The following is a 16,031-nucleotide window of genomic DNA, read 5'->3' as shown; positions in this document are numbered from 1 at the left end:
CAAGTCAATGTCCCGCCGGGCCTCCCAGCGGGTCGGAGGGGCGACGCCGCGTATCATCGTCGTCCTCGCTTCCGGTTTCCGGAGCAGGCTCGACCGGCTTGGTATCAGTGGGCGTTCCACGCCCTGCCGTCGGACCGTTGCCATCCCAGTCCTTCGGCGGACGAGGCTCGCGGCCTTCCATGATGTCCCGGAGCTGTTCGGCATCGATGGTTTCATACTGCATCAGCGCTTCGGCCATCGTGTCGAGCTTGTCGCGATTGTCTTCGAGGATCTGGCGCGCCTTGGCATAGCACTCGTCAATGATCCGACGCACTTCCTTGTCGAGACGCGTAGTGGTCTCACCGGACTTGAGCTTGCTGCCTCCTTGACCGGGCCCACCGAGGAACTGGTGCGACTCGTCCTCGTCGTACATCAGCGGCCCCATCTCTTCGGAGAGACCCCATTTGGCGACCATGTTGTGCGCCAGCTCAGTGGCACGCTTGATGTCGTTGGACGCTCCGGTGGTCACGCCATTGGGCCCCAGCGTCATCTCCTCGGCGATACGCCCGCCGAACAGCGAGCAGATCTGACTGATGATCTGCTGGCGCGAGAAGCTGTAGCGATCCTCCTCGGGCAGGAACATGGTCACGCCCAGCGCACGGCCACGCGGAATGATGGTGACCTTGTAGACCGGGTCATGCTCCGGCATTACCAAGCCGATGATGGCATGACCGGACTCATGATAGGCCGTGTTGAGCTTTTCCTTTTCGGACATGACCATGGACTTGCGCTCGGCGCCCATCATGATCTTGTCCTTGGCCAGCTCGAGCTCCTCCATGCCGACCAGGCGCTTGTTGCGACGCGCGGCAAACAGTGCAGCCTCATTGACCAGGTTGGCCAGATCCGCCCCGGAGAAGCCAGGCGTTCCGCGTGCGATCAGGCTCGGCTTGACGTCCTCACCCAACGGCACCTTGCGCAGGTGCACCCCGAGGATATGCTCGCGGCCACGGATGTCCGGCAGTCCTACCGTGACCTGACGATCGAAGCGTCCCGGGCGCAGCAGCGCCGGATCGAGCACGTCGGGGCGGTTGGTGGCGGCGATGACGATGATGCCGTCGTTGGCTTCAAAGCCATCCATCTCGACCAGCAACTGGTTCAGCGTCTGCTCACGCTCGTCATGTCCACCGCCCATGCCGGAGCCACGGTGACGACCGACGGCATCGATCTCGTCGATGAAGATGATGCAGGGCGCCTGTTTCTTGGCCTGCTCGAACATGTCGCGCACGCGCGAGGCACCGACGCCCACGAACATCTCGACGAAGTCGGAGCCGGAAATGGTGAAGAACGGCACCTTGGCTTCACCGGCGATAGCCTTGGCCAGCAGCGTCTTACCGGTACCCGGCGGCCCCACCATCAGCACGCCGCGCGGGATCTGGCCGCCCAGGCGCTGGAACTTGCTCGGATCACGCAAATAGTCAACCAGCTCGACCACTTCCTCCTTGGCCTCGTCACATCCGGCGACATCGGCGAAGGTCGTCTTGATCTGGTCCTGGCTGAGCAGCTTGGCCTTGGACTTGCCGAAGCTCATCGGCCCGCCGCGGCCGCTGCCGCCCCCCTGCATCTGGCGCATGAAGAAGATGAAAATGGCCAGGATGATCAGGATCGGGAAGCTCGCGATCAACAGCCGCGTCCACAGGCTCTGTTCCTGCGGCTCCTTGCCGATCACGGTCACGTCATGGGCCAACAGATCATCCATCAGCTTGGGGTCCTGCGCGGCAGGACGAATGGTCTGGAACTGAGACCCGTCACTGCGCTCCCCGGTAATGGTATAACCGTCGATGGTCACACTGCGGATTTGGTCGTTCTGCACCTGCTGGACGAACTGCGAATAGTTCATTGTCTGCGGCGCGCTATCGACGCTGAAATTGTTGAACACCGTCAGCAATACTGCCGCGATGACCAACCAGAGAATCAGGTTCTTCGCCATGTCGTTCAAGGGAGTACCCTCTTTGCATGAATCTGTCTGCCAAGCGTGCCCGACAGTTTGACATTACACCACATGGGGATGCCCAACCACGGTTGCAAGCTCAGCCATGAAAACCTTCCGCCAGTAGATAGACCTCTCTCGAGCGCGAGCGCGAGGCCTCCGGCTTACGGGTAGCCACCTTGTCGAAGCCGCTACGCAGCTCCTTGAGATAGGCATCGAAACCTTCGCCCTGGAACACCTTGGCCAGGAAGCGCCCGCCCGGCGACAGCGTCTGCCGGGCAAGATCAAGCGCCAGTTCCACGAGATACATCGCCTGAGGCTGATCGATGGCAGACATCCCGCTCATGTTGGGCGCCATGTCGGACATCACCATATCCACACGCCGCTCGCCGACCGTTGCCAGAATCTTTTCCAGCACTTCATCCTCGGTGAAATCACCCTGAATGAAGTCGACCCCGGCCAGCGCATCCATTTCCAGAATATCCGAAGCGATGACGACACCCTGGCTTCCCACCTTATCGGCAGCGATCTGGCTCCAGCCACCAGGTGCCGCACCCAGGTCGATCACGGTCATGCCGGGTCTGAACAGGGTATCCTTGGCATCGATTTCAAGCAGCTTGTAGCTGGCCCGCGAGCGATAGCCATCTTTCCAGGAACGCTGGACATAGGGGTCATCGAAGTGTTCCTTGAGCCAGCCGTTGCTGCTTTTGCTGGAGTGCGAGGAGCGTGCCACGGCATCACCATCTGATAGCATAGAAATAGAAAGTAGTTCTAGAGGGGAAGTGTAGACGTTGGTCGGAATCCAGCCGAAATGAAGACGGCTTTCCAAGCTTCCGCTTTCTCCGTACCATGGCGCATCGGCGGTCCGGACAGTCTTGGACACGCCCGCCTGTAATCCGTTCCGTTCACCGCGGAGAACCAGGCGTTATTCCACGACTCTGATTCTTCAGACCTCATCCCGGACCGTGATTCGAGCCGGGACGCACGCCAAACGGGAAACGTCACAGTACCATGAGCTTACCACCGGCACAAAAGAAAGCATTTCGCAGCATCGGCCATCATCTCGACCCTATCGTGACGGTATCGGAAAATGGCCTGTCCGAAGGCGTCATGAATGAAATCGATCGCGCATTGACCGACCACGAGCTGATCAAGATCAAGCTCGCTATCAGCGATCGCGAAACCCGCCAGGAGATCAGCGCCCAGGTTGTTCAACGCACCGGGGCCGAGCTGATTCAGTCAATCGGAAAAATGGCGCTGGTCTATCGTCGCAACCCGAAGGCCAAGGCGAATCTTTCCAACGTCGCGCGCTACAGCGAGAAGTGACGCCACCCCAGGCCAGCAATGGTGCCGCCCGGAGGCGGCGCCACATGCTCGGCCCCTGAGCGCCTCACTCGCCTCAGAGGTGGTGCACTTCACCCACTTCGTATTCGACATCACCACCAGGCGTTCTGACCACCACGACATCTCCTTCTTCCTTGCCGATCAGGGCACGGGCGATAGGTGAGGTCACCGAGATCTTGCCTTTCTTGATGTCGGCCTCGTCTTCACCGACGATCTGGTAACGTACCTCGTCATCGGTATCGAGGTTGACCAGCTCGACCGTGACGCCGAAGATCACCTTGCCGGTCTTGGGCATCTTGGTGACGTCGATCACCTGAGCCGAGGAGAGCTTGCCCTCGATCTCCTGGATGCGCCCTTCGATGAACCCTTGCTGCTCGCGAGCGGCATGATATTCGGCGTTCTCCTTGAGATCGCCATGCTCACGCGCTTCGGCAATCGCACTGATCACGCGCGGACGCTCGACGCCCTTGAGCTGCTCGAGCTCTTCACGCAGGCGAGCCTCGCCTGCGACGGTCATCGGGACCTTGTTCATTGTTTCACTCCTGCGTGCAGTTCCTGAAGCCGCCGGACGGTGATTTCGTTACCATACTCGAGCGCCATACAGACGGCTCGGGCTCCGGCCAGCGTCGTGGCATAGGGAACCTTCCTGGCCAGTGCGGTACGACGGATCACGGAAGAATCACTGATCGCCTGGCGGCCTTCGGTCGTGTTGACGATATAGGCCACATCATCATTCTTGAGCATATCGACGATATGCGGACGCCCCTCGAAGACCTTGTTGACGGCTTCGACCGGCAACCCGGCTTCCTCGAGGGCCCGGGCAGTCCCCCGAGTCGCGATCAGACTGAAGCCCAAGGCTAGCAGAGATTGCGCCACCTCGATAACGCCCGCCTTGTCGGGGTCCCGTACCGAGAGAAATGCCCTGCGTTCGCCCTCGAGCCTAGGGATCGCCTCGCCGGCCCCCAGTTGCGCCTTGTAGAAGGCCTCGGCGAATGTCGTGCCACTGCCCATCACTTCACCGGTGGACTTCATTTCCGGCGACAGGATCGGGTCGACGCCCGGGAACTTGTTGAACGGGAAGACCGCCTCCTTGACGCTGTAGTAGTTCGGCACCACTTCATGCGTGAAGTTCTGAGCGGCCAGGGTGGTACCGGCCATGCAGCGTGCGGCGATCTGTGCCAGCGACGTCCCGATGCACTTGGAGACGAACGGTACGGTACGCGAGGCGCGCGGATTGACCTCGATGACGTAGATCTCGCCATCCTGCCAGGCCAGCTGCACGTTCATCAGCCCCACCACGTTAAGCTCCACCGCCATGCGCTTGACCTGATCGCGCATCTCGTCCTGCACATCCTTGGGCAGCGAATACGGCGGCAGCGAACACGCCGAGTCACCGGAATGCACCCCTGCCTGCTCGATGTGCTGCATGATGCCGCCGATCACCACCTGCTGCCCATCGGACACCGCATCGATATCGACCTCAACCGCCGCATTCAGAAAGTGGTCGAGCAGCACCGGCGAATCGTTGGAGACCTTGACCGCATGGGTCATGTAGCGCTCCAGCTCGTCGGCGCTGTAGACGATCTCCATGGCCCGCCCGCCAAGCACGTAGGACGGCCGCACCACCAGCGGATAGCCGATCGCCTCGGCCTTGGCAAAGGCATCCTCGAAGCTGCGCGCCGTGGCGTTGGGCGGCTGCTTGAGTCCCAACTTCTCGATCATGTGCTGGAAGCGTTCGCGATCTTCGGCGCGATCGATGGCATCCGGCGTGGTGCCGATGATCGGCACGCCGGCAGCCTCGAGCTCGCGCGCCAGCTTGAGCGGCGTCTGACCGCCAAACTGGACGATCACCCCGACCGGCTTCTCCTTGTCGGCGATCTCCAGCACGTCTTCCAGAGTCACCGGCTCGAAATAGAGCCGGTCCGAGGTGTCGTAGTCAGTGGAGACGGTCTCCGGATTGCAGTTGACCATGATGGTCTCGTAGCCGTCGTCCCGCATCGCCAGCGCCGCATGCACGCAGCAGTAATCGAATTCGATGCCCTGCCCGATGCGGTTGGGACCACCGCCCAGCACCATGATCTTCTGACGATCACTGACATCGGCCTCACACTCCTCCTCGTAGGTGGAGTACATGTAAGCCGTGCTGGACGCGAACTCCGCGGCGCAGGTATCGACCCGCTTGTAAACGGGGCGGATACCCAGCTTCTGACGCGTGCGACGGAACTCCTTCTCCGAGACGCCCAGCAGCGACGCCAGGCGCGCATCACTGAACCCCTTGCGCTTGAGCTGGAACAGCGCACGAGCATCGAGCTCACCCAGCGAGCGTTTGGCCAGCTCGGCTTCGGTGCGTATGAGATCCTCGAGCTGGATCAGGAACCAGCGGTCGACCTTGGTCAGCGCAAAGACCTCGTCGAGGCTCATCCCGGCGCGCATGGCGTCGGCGATGTAGAAGATCCGATCGGCACCGGCGGCCTGCAGTTCGCCCTTGATCAGCGCCAGGTTGCCGTCGCTGAACTCGGTCACCTTGGGGTCGAGTCCGTCGGCACCGATTTCCAGGCCGCGCAGTGCCTTCTGCAGCGACTCCTGGAAGGTCCGGCCGATCGCCATCACCTCGCCTACCGATTTCATCTGCGTGGTCAGACGATCATTGGCCTGCGGGAACTTCTCGAAGGTGAAGCGCGGAATCTTGGTAACCACATAGTCGATCGACGGCTCGAACGACGCCGGGGTAATGCCGCCGGTGATGTCGTTCGACAGCTCGTCCAGGGTATAGCCCACCGCCAGCTTGGCGGCGATCTTGGCAATCGGAAAACCGGTCGCCTTGGAGGCCAGCGCCGACGAGCGCGACACGCGCGGGTTCATCTCGATGACGACCATGCGTCCGGTATCGGGATCCATGCCGAACTGCACATTGGAGCCGCCGGTCTCGACGCCGATCTCGCGCAGCACCGCCAGCGAGGCGTCGCGCATGACCTGGTATTCGCGATCGGTCAGCGTCTGGGCCGGTGCCACGGTGATCGAGTCACCGGTGTGCACCCCCATGGGATCGAAGTTCTCGATGGCGCAGACGATGATGCAGTTGTCGTTCTTGTCGCGAACGACCTCCATCTCGTATTCCTTCCAACCCAGCAGCGACTCGTCGATCAGCAACTCATGGTTGTTCGAGAGCTCGAAGCCGCGCTGGCAGATCTCCTCGAACTCTTCCTTGTTGTATGCCACGCCGCCGCCGGAGCCGCCCATGGTATAGGAAGGCCGAATGATGGTCGGGAAGCCCAGCTCGGCCTGGATCTCCCAGGCCTCTTCCATCGTGTGGGCCACCTTGGCCTTGGGGCATTCCAGACCGATGCTCTTCATCGCCTTGTCGAAGAGGTCACGATCCTCGGCCTTGTTGATGGCATCGGCGTTGGCACCGATCATCTCCACGTCGTACTTGTCGAGCACGCCGTGCTTGTCGAGATCCAGCGCGCAGTTCAACGCCGTCTGGCCGCCCATGGTGGGGAGCAGCGCATCGGGGCGCTCCTTCTCGATGATCTTCTCCACCGCCTGCCAGGTGATCGGCTCGATGTAGGTGGCATCAGCCATGACCGGATCGGTCATGATGGTGGCCGGGTTGGAATTGACCAGGATGACCCGGAACCCTTCCTCGCGCAGCGCCTTGCAGGCCTGGTTGCCGGAGTAGTCGAACTCGCTCGCCTGACCGATGACGATGGGCCCGGCGCCGATGATGAGGATACTTTTGATGTCGGTACGTTTGGGCATGACGATTCCCGCAGCTTATTCAGTAGTGTTCGAGCGTCTTGGTTCGGTGGCCGACCCCGACCCCGTCACTTCTTGTGTTCACGCATCAGGGTGACGAAACGGTCGAACAACGGCGACACGTCGCGTGGCCCGGGACACGCCTCGGGATGCCCCTGGAAGCTGAACGCCGGACGATCGGTCAGTTCGATGCCCTGCAGCGAGCCGTCGAACAGTGAACGGTGCGTGGCGCGCACGTTAATCGGCAGCGTCGTCTCATCGGCGGCAAAGCCGTGATTCTGGCTGGTGATCATTACCCGTCCGGTATCGATATCCTGCACCGGATGGTTGGCGCCATGGTGACCATGCTTCATCTTCACCGTCTTGGCACCGGCCGCCAGCGCCAGCAACTGATGGCCCAGGCAGATACCGAACAGCGGCGTGTCGGTGGCGAGAAGCTCCTGGGTGGCCTCGATGGCATAAGTGCACGGCTCGGGGTCTCCCGGGCCGTTGGCCAGCAGGACCCCATCGGGATTCATCGCCAGCACTTCGCGCGCCGGCGTCTGGGCCGGCACCACGGTCAGACGACAGCCCCGCGACACCAGCATTCGCATGATGTTGCGCTTCACGCCGTAGTCGTAGACCACCACATGAAATTCGCGCTCGCGCTGCTGGCCGTCCTCGAACCCCCTTCCCAGGATCCACTCGCCTTCGGACCATTCATACGGCGCCTTGCATGACACCTCCTTGGCCAGGTCCATGCCCTTCAGGCCCGGGAAATCACGCGCCGCGGCCAGGGCGCGCTCGACGGCATCCTCGCCCTCGGCGTCCGGCCCTGCCAGAATGGCCCCGTTCTGCGCCCCTTTGTCGCGCAGAATACGGGTCAGGCGGCGAGTATCGATGTCGGCAATGCCGAGCACCTTCTGGCTCTTCAGGTAGGCATCCAGCGTCTGCTCGCTTCGGAAACTGCTGGCCAGCAGCGGCAGATCGCGGATCACCAGGCCGGCCACGAAGATCCGGTCGGACTCCACGTCCTCGCCATTGACGCCGGTATTGCCGATATGAGGATAGGTCAGCGTCACGATCTGTCGGGCGTAGGATGGGTCGGTAAGAATTTCCTGGTAGCCGGTCATGGCGGTATTGAACACCACCTCTCCACTGGTCTGCCCATCGGCGCCGATGGCGGTACCGTGAAACACGCTGCCGTCTTCCAAGGCCAGTATCGCGGGTCTGATCAACGCAACGTCCTCCCCTGCTCTTCGTGACAAGTCCTGGTGAATGGCCCGATCATGCCGAGCCTGTTCATCCTTAAGTATGCAATGACAGGTCGTAAAAAAGCGGGACGAAACCCGGAGTGGAAACCGGTTTCATCCCGCTTGTTGTCATTCGCTCGGAATGCTGACAGCCGTTGCGACATGCGCTTGGCCAAATTTTCGGAATCCTACAGGATTTTGCCGTCCAGCGCTACCCCTGGATTCCCGCCTCATGCAGCCCCAGCACATCCTGCATGTCGTAGCGTCCGGCAGGCCTGCTCGCGAGCCAACGGGCTGCCCGCACCGCCCCCTTGGCGAAGGTCATGCGGCTCGTGGCCTTGTGGGTGATCTCGATGCGCTCACCCTCGGTGGCGAACATCACCGTGTGCTCCCCGACGATATCGCCGGCACGCACAGTGGCGAAACCGATTTCCTTGTCGCTGCGTGGGCCACACTGCCCCTCACGCGCAAACACGCCATGTTCCTTGAGACTGCGCCCCAACGACTCGGCGACCACTTCGCCCATTTTCAATGCCGTGCCCGAAGGCGCATCGACCTTGTGCCGATGATGCGCTTCGATGACTTCGATATCGTAGCCCTCGTCGCCCAATGCCCGGGCGGCGGTCTGCAGCAGCTTGAGAGTCAGATTGACGCCCACACTCATGTTGGGGGCAAAGACCATCGCCACCCGGTCGCGGTAGCTGTCGAGCGTTGCCAGCTCGTCATCATCGAGCCCCGTCGTACCGATCACGATGGCCTTGCCGTGGGCGGCGCAGAATGCCAGGTTGGCTAGCGTCACCCGGGGCGAAGTGAAGTCGATCAGCACGTCGAAGTCGTCGGCAATCTCCTCGAGCGAGGTAACCGCTGCCAGCCCCAGATTCCCTAGACCGGCCAGCTCCCCAACGTCGGCCCCCGCCAGCGAACTGCCCGGCTCGACGATACCCCCGGCCAGGCTCGCCTGCCCATCCTGCTCGATGGCGGCAACCAGCGTACGGCCCATGCGACCGGCCACCCCCATGATGGCGATACGGGTCATATTGCCCCCTTTCACTATGTGTGTTGCGCGGAAGTATATCAGAGGCTTCGCCCGTCGCGGCCATGCAGCCCCTCTCGCCTTGCGCTAGGCTGACAACAGCTTGTTTTACCTTGCACTTCCGGAGAATCATCGGCATGCCACGCCTTTTGCTCTGCTGCCTACTGACGGCTCTGGCCGGCTGTACGGCCGTGCCTCGTCAGGTCTCGCTGGCCCCGCAGGCCCGCCTGGACGCCACACCGCAGCTGCGGTGGTGCGGCACGCTGTCCCTGCCCGGCAAATGGCATGACGAAACCCCGGTGGGCGGCCTGTCCGCGCTGGGCTGGGACAGTGACGAATCGATGCTCTACCTGCTCTCGGACCGGGGCTGGCTGCATCGCGCACGCCCCGAGTTTCGTGGCGGCAAGCTCGTCGGCCTGGAGCCGCTCAAGACCTATGCCCTGCGCGGCGCTGACAACGCTCTGCTCGGGATGCCGAACAACGATGCCGAATCGCTGATACTGCAGGGTGCCGACAACAGTGTGCGCGGCGACACCTCACTGCTGGTCGGCTTCGAGCAACATGCCCGCCTGCAGCGCTTTCTTCCCGATGGCAGCTCGCTAGGCGAGGCCATCACGCCTCCCGGTCTGCGAGGCGTCCAGCCCAACGGCGGACTGGAAGCGCTGGCAAGGCACTCCCGAGAGGGTGTCATCGCCGGGCTCGAGTTTCCTCCCCAAGGCATGGCGACAGGCAGTACGCGCCTGTTCGCCCTGGATAGCGGCGCCGAATGGATCTACCCCCTCGCCGATGCGCACAACAGCGGGCTTACCGCTCTGGAAACGCTGGGTGACGACCTGCTTGCCCTGGAGCGCGCCTACACGCCACCGGCATCATTGGCCATCACGCTGCGCCGCGTCAGTCTTGAGGCCAACGGCGACTTGACTGTCAGCACCCTCGCGCAGCTCAAGACCGGGGAAGGCTGGTCGGTGGACAACTTCGAGGGGCTTACCCACCTCGATGGCAATCGCTACCTGATGGTCAGCGACGACAACTTCAGTCTGCTGCAGAAGACGCTACTGAGCTGCTTCGAGGTCATGCCCGACGACTGAGCACATCCCGGCGAACCAGTAGTACGATGGCGCTCACTACCAGCAGGCTGCCGGGCAGCCACTGCCAACCAACACGCTGAGGCTGCTGCACGAACAGCAGCAACATGGAAACGAACGGCACCAGATAGCCATAGGCCGTGACCGCCGCAGGCGTCAGCGCCGCCGTGGCCCGCTGCTGCAACCAGAACGTCAGCGCACTGGAGAACACGCCCAGATACACCAGCAGCAGACCATCCGCGAGGGTCATGTGACGCAGCGCGGAAGGCGCCTCCACTCCCAGCCCCAGCATCCCGATCAGGGCTCCGCCCAGCAATAGGCTCCAGAACGTCCGCTTGGCCGCGGACTCGGACAGGCGTCGACGCGCCAGCCCCCATTTGGTGAGCGCAGGATAGAGGGCCGAGGATACACAGCCGGCAAAGAAGACACCCTCGCCCACCCCGAAGTGCAGCGCATCAAGGCGGCCTCCCGCTTCGGCCCAGGCCAGCCCCAGCGCCCCCAGGGCGCCCAGCGCCAGAATCGCCGGCAGTCCCCAGGCACGCTGCTCCACGCGCAGCGCCAACCCCAGGCAATAGGCCATCAACGGCACGCTGACGAACAACGTTGCCATGCTCAACGCGCTGGCCCGATGCGCCGCCCAGAACATCGCCCCGAAGAAGCCCGCCAGACACAGTCCCATGGCAGCATACAGCGCCAATTCGCGCCCAGCCGGCCATCTATCGCCTTCTCGAAGCGCCAGGGGCGACAGGGCAAGAGCGGCGATGGCAAAGCGCAGTGCCGTCAGCAGCATCGGCGGCAACCCTTCGCTCAGCATTCCCACCGCCGGAAACGAGAATCCCACCAGCAGCGTCCAGATCAGCATGCCGCCATGCGCCCGGCGTACGGCAGGCGCTCTATCGCGAGTCATCGTGACGCGTGCAGCAAGCCATGCGCCCCCAGCCCGGCCAGCAGACCGCCGCCCAGCCGCTGCGCCAGGCGCGACGAGCCACGCTGGCCCTGCAGCCATGCCCGCAATGGAGAGGCCAGCAGCACCACGACGATATCCGCCGACGAGAACAGGACGTTGGTCGCGATTCCCAGCCACAACATCTGCCAGCCGACCGGCATGGCCGCCTCCGGCTGCACGAACTGGGGCAGGAAGGCGACAAAGAACAGCGCCGTCTTGGGATTGAAGACTTCGACGACGATACTGTCGCGCAGGGCATGCCGAGGGCCGCGCGTTGCCACGGCCGTCGCATCGGTCGTTTCCAGGCCAAGACGCCACATGCGCCATCCGGCCCACAGCAAATAGAGACCGCCCACCACCTTCATTGCCACATACGCAGGTGGCACCGCCTGAAACAACGCCGCCAGGCCCAGCGCCGCCGCAATCACATGGGCATAACAGCCCAAGTGCACGCCGACGACCGCCAACCAGCCGGCACGGCGCCCTCGCGCCAGGGTCTGCGCGGCGGTATAGAGCATGGCGGGCCCGGGCAGGAAGGCAAAGCCCAGCGCGGCAATGACGAAAGTCAGCAGGATCACATCGGCTCTCCATAGCAAATGATGCGTGACAGGCCAGCGTACTGCATCGGCCGCCATGAGACACCCACGGCCGAACCTGCCACGTGTGCCGGTCTTGCCGACGCCGAGCCTTGTCGCGCAGAATCATCGAACCATTGAAAACAAGAATTACACGCATTAATCTTTCGACATTTATCCATGTCAGACAAGAGCCAGGGCTTTTCTACGGCTTCAGACTGACCACCAAGCTCTCCCCCAGTCTTCGCCTTGCATACAGGTTCAGCGACGCTCATGCCCACCAAACTGTTCAGCCTCATCAGCGGCTCACTGCTCGCACTCGCCTGCTCGGCCACTCCGGCCGAGGAGACCACCGTGACCGACATCGCGGGACGGCAAGTGGCCGTCGATGTCCCGGTGGATCGCGTCATCCTGGGCGAGGGCCGACAGATCTACCTGTTGAGCGTGCTCGAGCCGGAGGCCCCCTTCGCTCATGTCGTGGGCTGGCGCGAGGATTTCTCACAGGCCGATCCCGACAGCTATGCACAGTACGCTGCCAAGTTTCCGCAGATGAAGAACCTACCGACGTTTGGCGGGTTCAAGGACGGCACCTTTGACGTGGAGCAGGCTGCCGCACTCCAGCCGGATGTCGTGCTCATGAACATCGAGGCCAAGGCGGCCACCGAGGAGGCCGGCTACGACGACAAGCTGGCCAAGCTCGACATTCCCATCGTCTACGTCGATTTCCGCGAGGATCCGCTCAAGCACACCCTTCCCTCCATGCGCCTCATGGGCCAGCTCATGGGCAAGGAGGAGAATGCCGAAGCCTTCATTGCGTTCTCCCAGGCTCAGATGGCCCGCGTCACGGACGTGATTGCCAAGGAGAATCCCGAGCGCCCTGACGTCTTCGTGGACCGGGCGGGCGGCTATTCGGAAGATTGCTGCATGAGCTTTGGCAACGGCAATTTCGGTGAATATGTCGAGCTCGCTGGCGGCCACAACATTGCCGCCGACATCATTCCCGCTACGTTTGGCACATTGAATCCCGAGCAGATCATTGCTGCCAACCCTGACCATGTGGTGGTGACCGGAGGCAACTGGGATGCCTACGTCCCGGGTGGCGCCTGGGTCGGCGTAGGTCCGGGGGCCGACACGGAGGCAGCGCTCGCCAAGCTCGAGGCGCTGACCGAACGCACCGCCATGACAGGCATCAAGGCAGTCGAAAACGGCAATTTCCACGCCATCTGGCACCAGTTCTACAATAGCCCCTATTACTTCGTGGCCATACAGCAGCTCGCCAAGTGGCTTCACCCCGAACTGTTCGGCGAACTCGATCCCGAAGCCACGATGAAGGAACTGCACGAGCGCTTCCTGCCCGTCGACTATGCCCCCGGCTACTGGGTTTCGCTCGATGCCAAGTGACACTACCTCCCATACCGGCCAGCTCGGTGGGCGCGGTTTCTATCGCGCCCTTGTCCTGCGGCGCCAGATAATCCTTGTCGGCCTGGTGCTGGCGCTCTTTCTGAGCCTGTGTATCGACCTGGCCCTAGGCCCAGCCCGATACGGACTGGGTGAAGTTATTGCCGCGCTTTTCACGCCCGACTCCGTCAGCGAGCAGATACGCGTCATCCTCTGGGAAATCCGCATGCCGGTAGCGCTCATGGCCGTCGTGGTGGGCGCCAGCCTGTCGGTCGCCGGCGCGCAGATGCAGACCATACTCAGCAATCCTCTTGCCAGCCCCTTTACGCTGGGCATTTCGGCAGGTGCCAGCTTCGGCGCAGCCCTGGGGTTGGCATTCGGTGTGATGTTCGTGCCAACCGCCGTTGACTATGTCATTCCCGTCAACGCGTTTCTGATGGCCATGCTAACGTCGCTCTTCATCTATGCGCTGAGCCTACGACGCGGCGTGACCATCGAGACGATCGTGCTGCTGGGTATCGCCATGGTCTTCATCTTCAATGCGCTCATGGGACTGATCCAGTTCTTCGCCAGCCAGCAGGCTGTGTCGGCTGTCGTTTTCTGGACCATGGGCAGCCTGACCAAGGCGACGTGGCCAAAGTTCTGGGTCACCTTTGGCATCCTTGTGGCCGTTCTCCCCCTCCTCGCGCGCCACGGCTGGGCCCTGACCGCCATGCGCCTGGGAGACACCAAGGCGGCGTCAATGGGCGTGAACCCCCGCGCGCTGCGTCTCGAGGTTCTGGTACTCGTCTCGCTCCTCGCCGCCATGGCCGTGGCTTTCGTGGGTACCATCGGCTTCATCGGCCTGGTCGGCCCGCACATCGCGCGTCTTCTGCTCGGCGAGGATCAGCGCTTCTTCCTTCCGGGATCGGCGATCTGTGGAGCACTCATCCTGTCCGTCGGCTCGGTCCTTTCCAAGGTTATCATTCCCGGCACCGTCATCCCGATCGGCATCATCACGTCGCTCGTGGGGATTCCCTTCTTTCTCTTTCTCGTCCTCAACCACCGGAAGGCCGCATGGTAACGCTTCAACTCGATCGCCTGTCGGCCAGTTATGGTCGACAGGCGATACTGACCGAGATTTCCACGCCCGAACTCACTGGCGGCCAAGTCGTGGCCCTGCTGGGCCCCAACGCCGCTGGCAAGTCGACGCTGTTCCGACGTATCTTCGGCATGCTCAAGGGCGATGGCGAGGTGAGGATCACCGGCGCGCGTACCGCACGCCCCGTGGCCTACATGCCCCAGGACACCGGCGCCAGTGCAGTCCTCACCGTCTACGAGGCGGTGCTTCTGGCACGCATGCAAGGACGCGGCATGAAGGTTCAAACCGAGGATCTCGCGCACGTCGACAGTGCGCTTGACGAGCTGGGGATCGCCTCCCTCGGTGAACGCGACATCGGCAATCTCAGTGGCGGACAGCGGCAGTTGCTGAGCGCCGCTCAGGCGTTGGTTCAGGAGCCGGAAATACTGTTGCTTGATGAGCCGACCTCGGCCCTCGACCTCAATCGCCAACTTGGCCTGCTGACGATCCTGCGGCGGCTGGCTCAGGAGCGCGGCATGCTGATCATGGTGGCGTTGCACGACCTTGGCCATGCATTGCGCTTCACCGATCGGGCCATGGTCATCGAGCGAGGCCAGCTCATCGCTTGCGGCCCCACCAGCCAAGTAGTGACACCCGATCTGCTACGCCGCGTCTACCAGGTCGAAGCGCGTATCGAACCCTGTTCGCGGGGCGTGCCCCAACTCATTGTCGAAGGGGCCATCTGAATCGTCGCCCTTCGAGCGCTGCCAACCCGGCTCCGCCCAGCACCAGGGGCAGCGCCAGCAGGAACCCGCTCGATACCGGCAGACCGAACAGCAGCAGATCGGCCAGTACCGGCCAGATCAGGGCGACATACTCGAACGGCGCCAGACGCGAGGCTTCCGCGTAGCGCAGCGCCAGGGTCATGGCGATATGCGCTGCACCCCCGAACAATCCCGACATGCTCAAGAGCAGCATCTCGCGCGTCGACAGCGCTGCCCACCCCAGAGGCAGCGTCGCGGCGCCCGCCAAGGTCGAGATCAGCACGAAGTAGAAGGCGATCGCGCCGGCGGTTTCCGTGCGCGAGATGCGCCGCACCGTCAGCAGCGCCCCTGTCGAAAGTAGCGCCGCCAGCAGCCCCAGCGCGTAGCCCGTCGCCTGGCCATCGCTATCGCCAGCCAGTAATCCAGGCAGCACCAGCACGGCCACCCCCGCCAGTGTGATTGCCAACGCCAGGGTTCGGTGAGCCGTGAGGCGCTCTCCCAGCAGAATGACGCCACCCACGGCCATCAATACAGGCGTGAACTGGGCCAGCAGCGTCGCCTCCGCGATCGGCAGCCGGGCCACCGCCGCGAAGGATGCGAACATCGCCAGCGCCCCCAGCCCCGAGCGCAACAGATGTCCACCCGGATGCCGGGTGGCGAGCCCGCCGGGAAACTCCCACCTCAGCGCCAGGAAGATCGCGATAGGCAACAGGGCGAAGGCCGAGCGGAAGAATACGATCTGCCCCAGCGGGACCAGCGGACCCACCACCTTGATGCAGACCATCATGCCGGTGAAGAGCACGCCGGAGAGAAGCCTGAGCAGGATGCCGGCCAGCGGCCTGTCCGCGCTTTTTTCCATACCGCCTCTCCCC

General features: G+C 62.9%; 14 protein-coding genes. 5 read left to right on the top strand and 9 right to left on the bottom strand.

What is annotated here, in order from left to right:
• Positions 1-4: 4 nt before the first annotated feature.
• Together ftsH and rlmE are read right to left on the bottom strand one after the other, a co-directional pair.
• Complete coding sequence (ftsH, locus tag ACYQ12_RS02800; protein WP_459867400.1) at positions 5-1,975, bottom strand: ATP-dependent zinc metalloprotease FtsH; 1,971 nt, start codon at positions 1,973-1,975, stop codon at positions 5-7.
• Positions 1,976-2,066: 91 nt separating this feature from the next.
• Positions 2,067-2,720, bottom strand: coding sequence for a 23S rRNA (uridine(2552)-2'-O)-methyltransferase RlmE (gene rlmE, locus ACYQ12_RS02795; protein ID WP_459867397.1), 654 nt, complete (start codon positions 2,718-2,720; stop codon positions 2,067-2,069).
• A gap of 257 nt (positions 2,721-2,977) precedes the next feature.
• Between rlmE and yhbY the strand changes: the two genes are divergently transcribed.
• Positions 2,978-3,292 carry a ribosome assembly RNA-binding protein YhbY gene (gene yhbY, locus ACYQ12_RS02790; protein WP_459867394.1) on the top strand — a complete coding sequence of 105 codons (315 nt, stop codon included), beginning with the start codon at positions 2,978-2,980 and terminating at the stop codon, positions 3,290-3,292.
• Between the two features lie 73 nt (positions 3,293-3,365).
• On the opposite strand, the gene greA is transcribed toward yhbY, so the two are convergent.
• The 4 genes from greA to dapB form a co-directional block, all read right to left on the bottom strand.
• Complete coding sequence (gene greA, locus ACYQ12_RS02785; protein ID WP_459867392.1) at positions 3,366-3,842, bottom strand: transcription elongation factor GreA; 477 nt, start codon at positions 3,840-3,842, stop codon at positions 3,366-3,368.
• Positions 3,839-7,069: a carbamoyl-phosphate synthase large subunit gene (carB, locus tag ACYQ12_RS02780; protein ID WP_459867389.1), complete on the bottom strand. Its 3,231-nt coding sequence runs from the start codon at positions 7,067-7,069 to the stop codon at positions 3,839-3,841. Before carB ends, greA begins: the two co-directional genes overlap by 4 nt.
• Before the next feature lie 65 nt (positions 7,070-7,134).
• Positions 7,135-8,283, bottom strand: coding sequence for a glutamine-hydrolyzing carbamoyl-phosphate synthase small subunit (gene carA, locus ACYQ12_RS02775; RefSeq protein WP_459867386.1), 1,149 nt, complete (start codon positions 8,281-8,283; stop codon positions 7,135-7,137).
• Between the two features lie 226 nt (positions 8,284-8,509).
• On the bottom strand, positions 8,510-9,334 hold the full coding sequence (dapB, locus tag ACYQ12_RS02770; protein WP_459867383.1) for a 4-hydroxy-tetrahydrodipicolinate reductase: 825 nt from the start codon (positions 9,332-9,334) through the stop codon (positions 8,510-8,512).
• A 134-nt stretch (positions 9,335-9,468) separates the two neighbouring features.
• Between dapB and ACYQ12_RS02765 the strand changes: the two genes are divergently transcribed.
• Entirely contained in the window at positions 9,469-10,419 is a 951-nt protein-coding gene (locus ACYQ12_RS02765) for an esterase-like activity of phytase family protein (protein ID WP_459867380.1), read from the top strand.
• Here ACYQ12_RS02765 and ACYQ12_RS02760 read toward each other — a convergent pair.
• A complete protein-coding gene (locus ACYQ12_RS02760; protein WP_459867377.1) occupies positions 10,403-11,323 on the bottom strand; it encodes a DMT family transporter in 921 nt (306 codons plus the stop codon). The genes ACYQ12_RS02765 and ACYQ12_RS02760 overlap by 17 nt on opposite strands.
• Positions 11,320-11,940, bottom strand: coding sequence for a LysE family translocator (locus ACYQ12_RS02755; protein ID WP_459867374.1), 621 nt, complete (start codon positions 11,938-11,940; stop codon positions 11,320-11,322). Before ACYQ12_RS02755 ends, ACYQ12_RS02760 begins: the two co-directional genes overlap by 4 nt.
• Before the next feature lie 270 nt (positions 11,941-12,210).
• On the opposite strand from ACYQ12_RS02755, the gene ACYQ12_RS02750 reads away from it, so the two are divergent.
• Genes ACYQ12_RS02750 through ACYQ12_RS02740 form a run of 3 tightly spaced genes read left to right on the top strand, consistent with a single transcriptional unit; the run spans position 12,211 to position 15,141 of the window.
• A complete protein-coding gene (locus ACYQ12_RS02750) occupies positions 12,211-13,338 on the top strand; it encodes an ABC transporter substrate-binding protein (protein ID WP_459867371.1) in 1,128 nt (375 codons plus the stop codon).
• The gene (locus tag ACYQ12_RS02745; protein ID WP_459867369.1) at positions 13,328-14,398 is read left to right on the top strand and encodes a FecCD family ABC transporter permease; all 1,071 of its coding nucleotides are present in this window, start codon (positions 13,328-13,330) and stop codon (positions 14,396-14,398) included. Before ACYQ12_RS02750 ends, ACYQ12_RS02745 begins: the two co-directional genes overlap by 11 nt.
• The gene (locus ACYQ12_RS02740) at positions 14,392-15,141 is read left to right on the top strand and encodes an ABC transporter ATP-binding protein (protein WP_459867366.1); all 750 of its coding nucleotides are present in this window, start codon (positions 14,392-14,394) and stop codon (positions 15,139-15,141) included. The genes ACYQ12_RS02745 and ACYQ12_RS02740 overlap by 7 nt, the downstream gene beginning before the upstream one ends.
• Here the strand turns inward: ACYQ12_RS02740 and ACYQ12_RS02735 are convergent.
• Positions 15,119-16,018, bottom strand: a complete 900-nt coding sequence (locus ACYQ12_RS02735) for a DMT family transporter (RefSeq protein WP_459867363.1) — start codon at positions 16,016-16,018, stop codon at positions 15,119-15,121. The genes ACYQ12_RS02740 and ACYQ12_RS02735 overlap by 23 nt on opposite strands.
• Between the last annotated feature and the right edge of the window lie 13 nt (positions 16,019-16,031).

The organism is Halomonas shantousis, from assembly GCF_054654615.1.
Note: the sequence above shows the minus strand (reverse complement) of the source record. Positions and strands in the feature narration are given on the sequence as shown.

Bases quoted from the DNA above. Each gene is read 5' to 3' on its own strand.
- rlmE (WP_459867397.1), bottom strand. From the start codon at position 2,720: ATGCTATCAGATGGTGATGCCGTGGCACGCTCCTCGCACTCCAGCAAA.
- yhbY (WP_459867394.1), top strand. From the start codon at position 2,978: ATGAGCTTACCACCGGCACAAAAGAAAGCATTTCGCAGCATCGGCCAT.
- greA (WP_459867392.1), bottom strand. From the start codon at position 3,842: ATGAACAAGGTCCCGATGACCGTCGCAGGCGAGGCTCGCCTGCGTGAA.
- carB (WP_459867389.1), bottom strand. From the start codon at position 7,069: ATGCCCAAACGTACCGACATCAAAAGTATCCTCATCATCGGCGCCGGG.
- dapB (WP_459867383.1), bottom strand. From the start codon at position 9,334: ATGACCCGTATCGCCATCATGGGGGTGGCCGGTCGCATGGGCCGTACG.
- ACYQ12_RS02765 (WP_459867380.1), top strand. From the start codon at position 9,469: ATGCCACGCCTTTTGCTCTGCTGCCTACTGACGGCTCTGGCCGGCTGT.
- ACYQ12_RS02760 (WP_459867377.1), bottom strand. From the start codon at position 11,323: ATGACTCGCGATAGAGCGCCTGCCGTACGCCGGGCGCATGGCGGCATG.
- ACYQ12_RS02750 (WP_459867371.1), top strand. From the start codon at position 12,211: ATGCCCACCAAACTGTTCAGCCTCATCAGCGGCTCACTGCTCGCACTC.
- ACYQ12_RS02745 (WP_459867369.1), top strand. From the start codon at position 13,328: ATGCCAAGTGACACTACCTCCCATACCGGCCAGCTCGGTGGGCGCGGT.
- ACYQ12_RS02740 (WP_459867366.1), top strand. From the start codon at position 14,392: ATGGTAACGCTTCAACTCGATCGCCTGTCGGCCAGTTATGGTCGACAG.
- ACYQ12_RS02735 (WP_459867363.1), bottom strand. From the start codon at position 16,018: ATGGAAAAAAGCGCGGACAGGCCGCTGGCCGGCATCCTGCTCAGGCTT.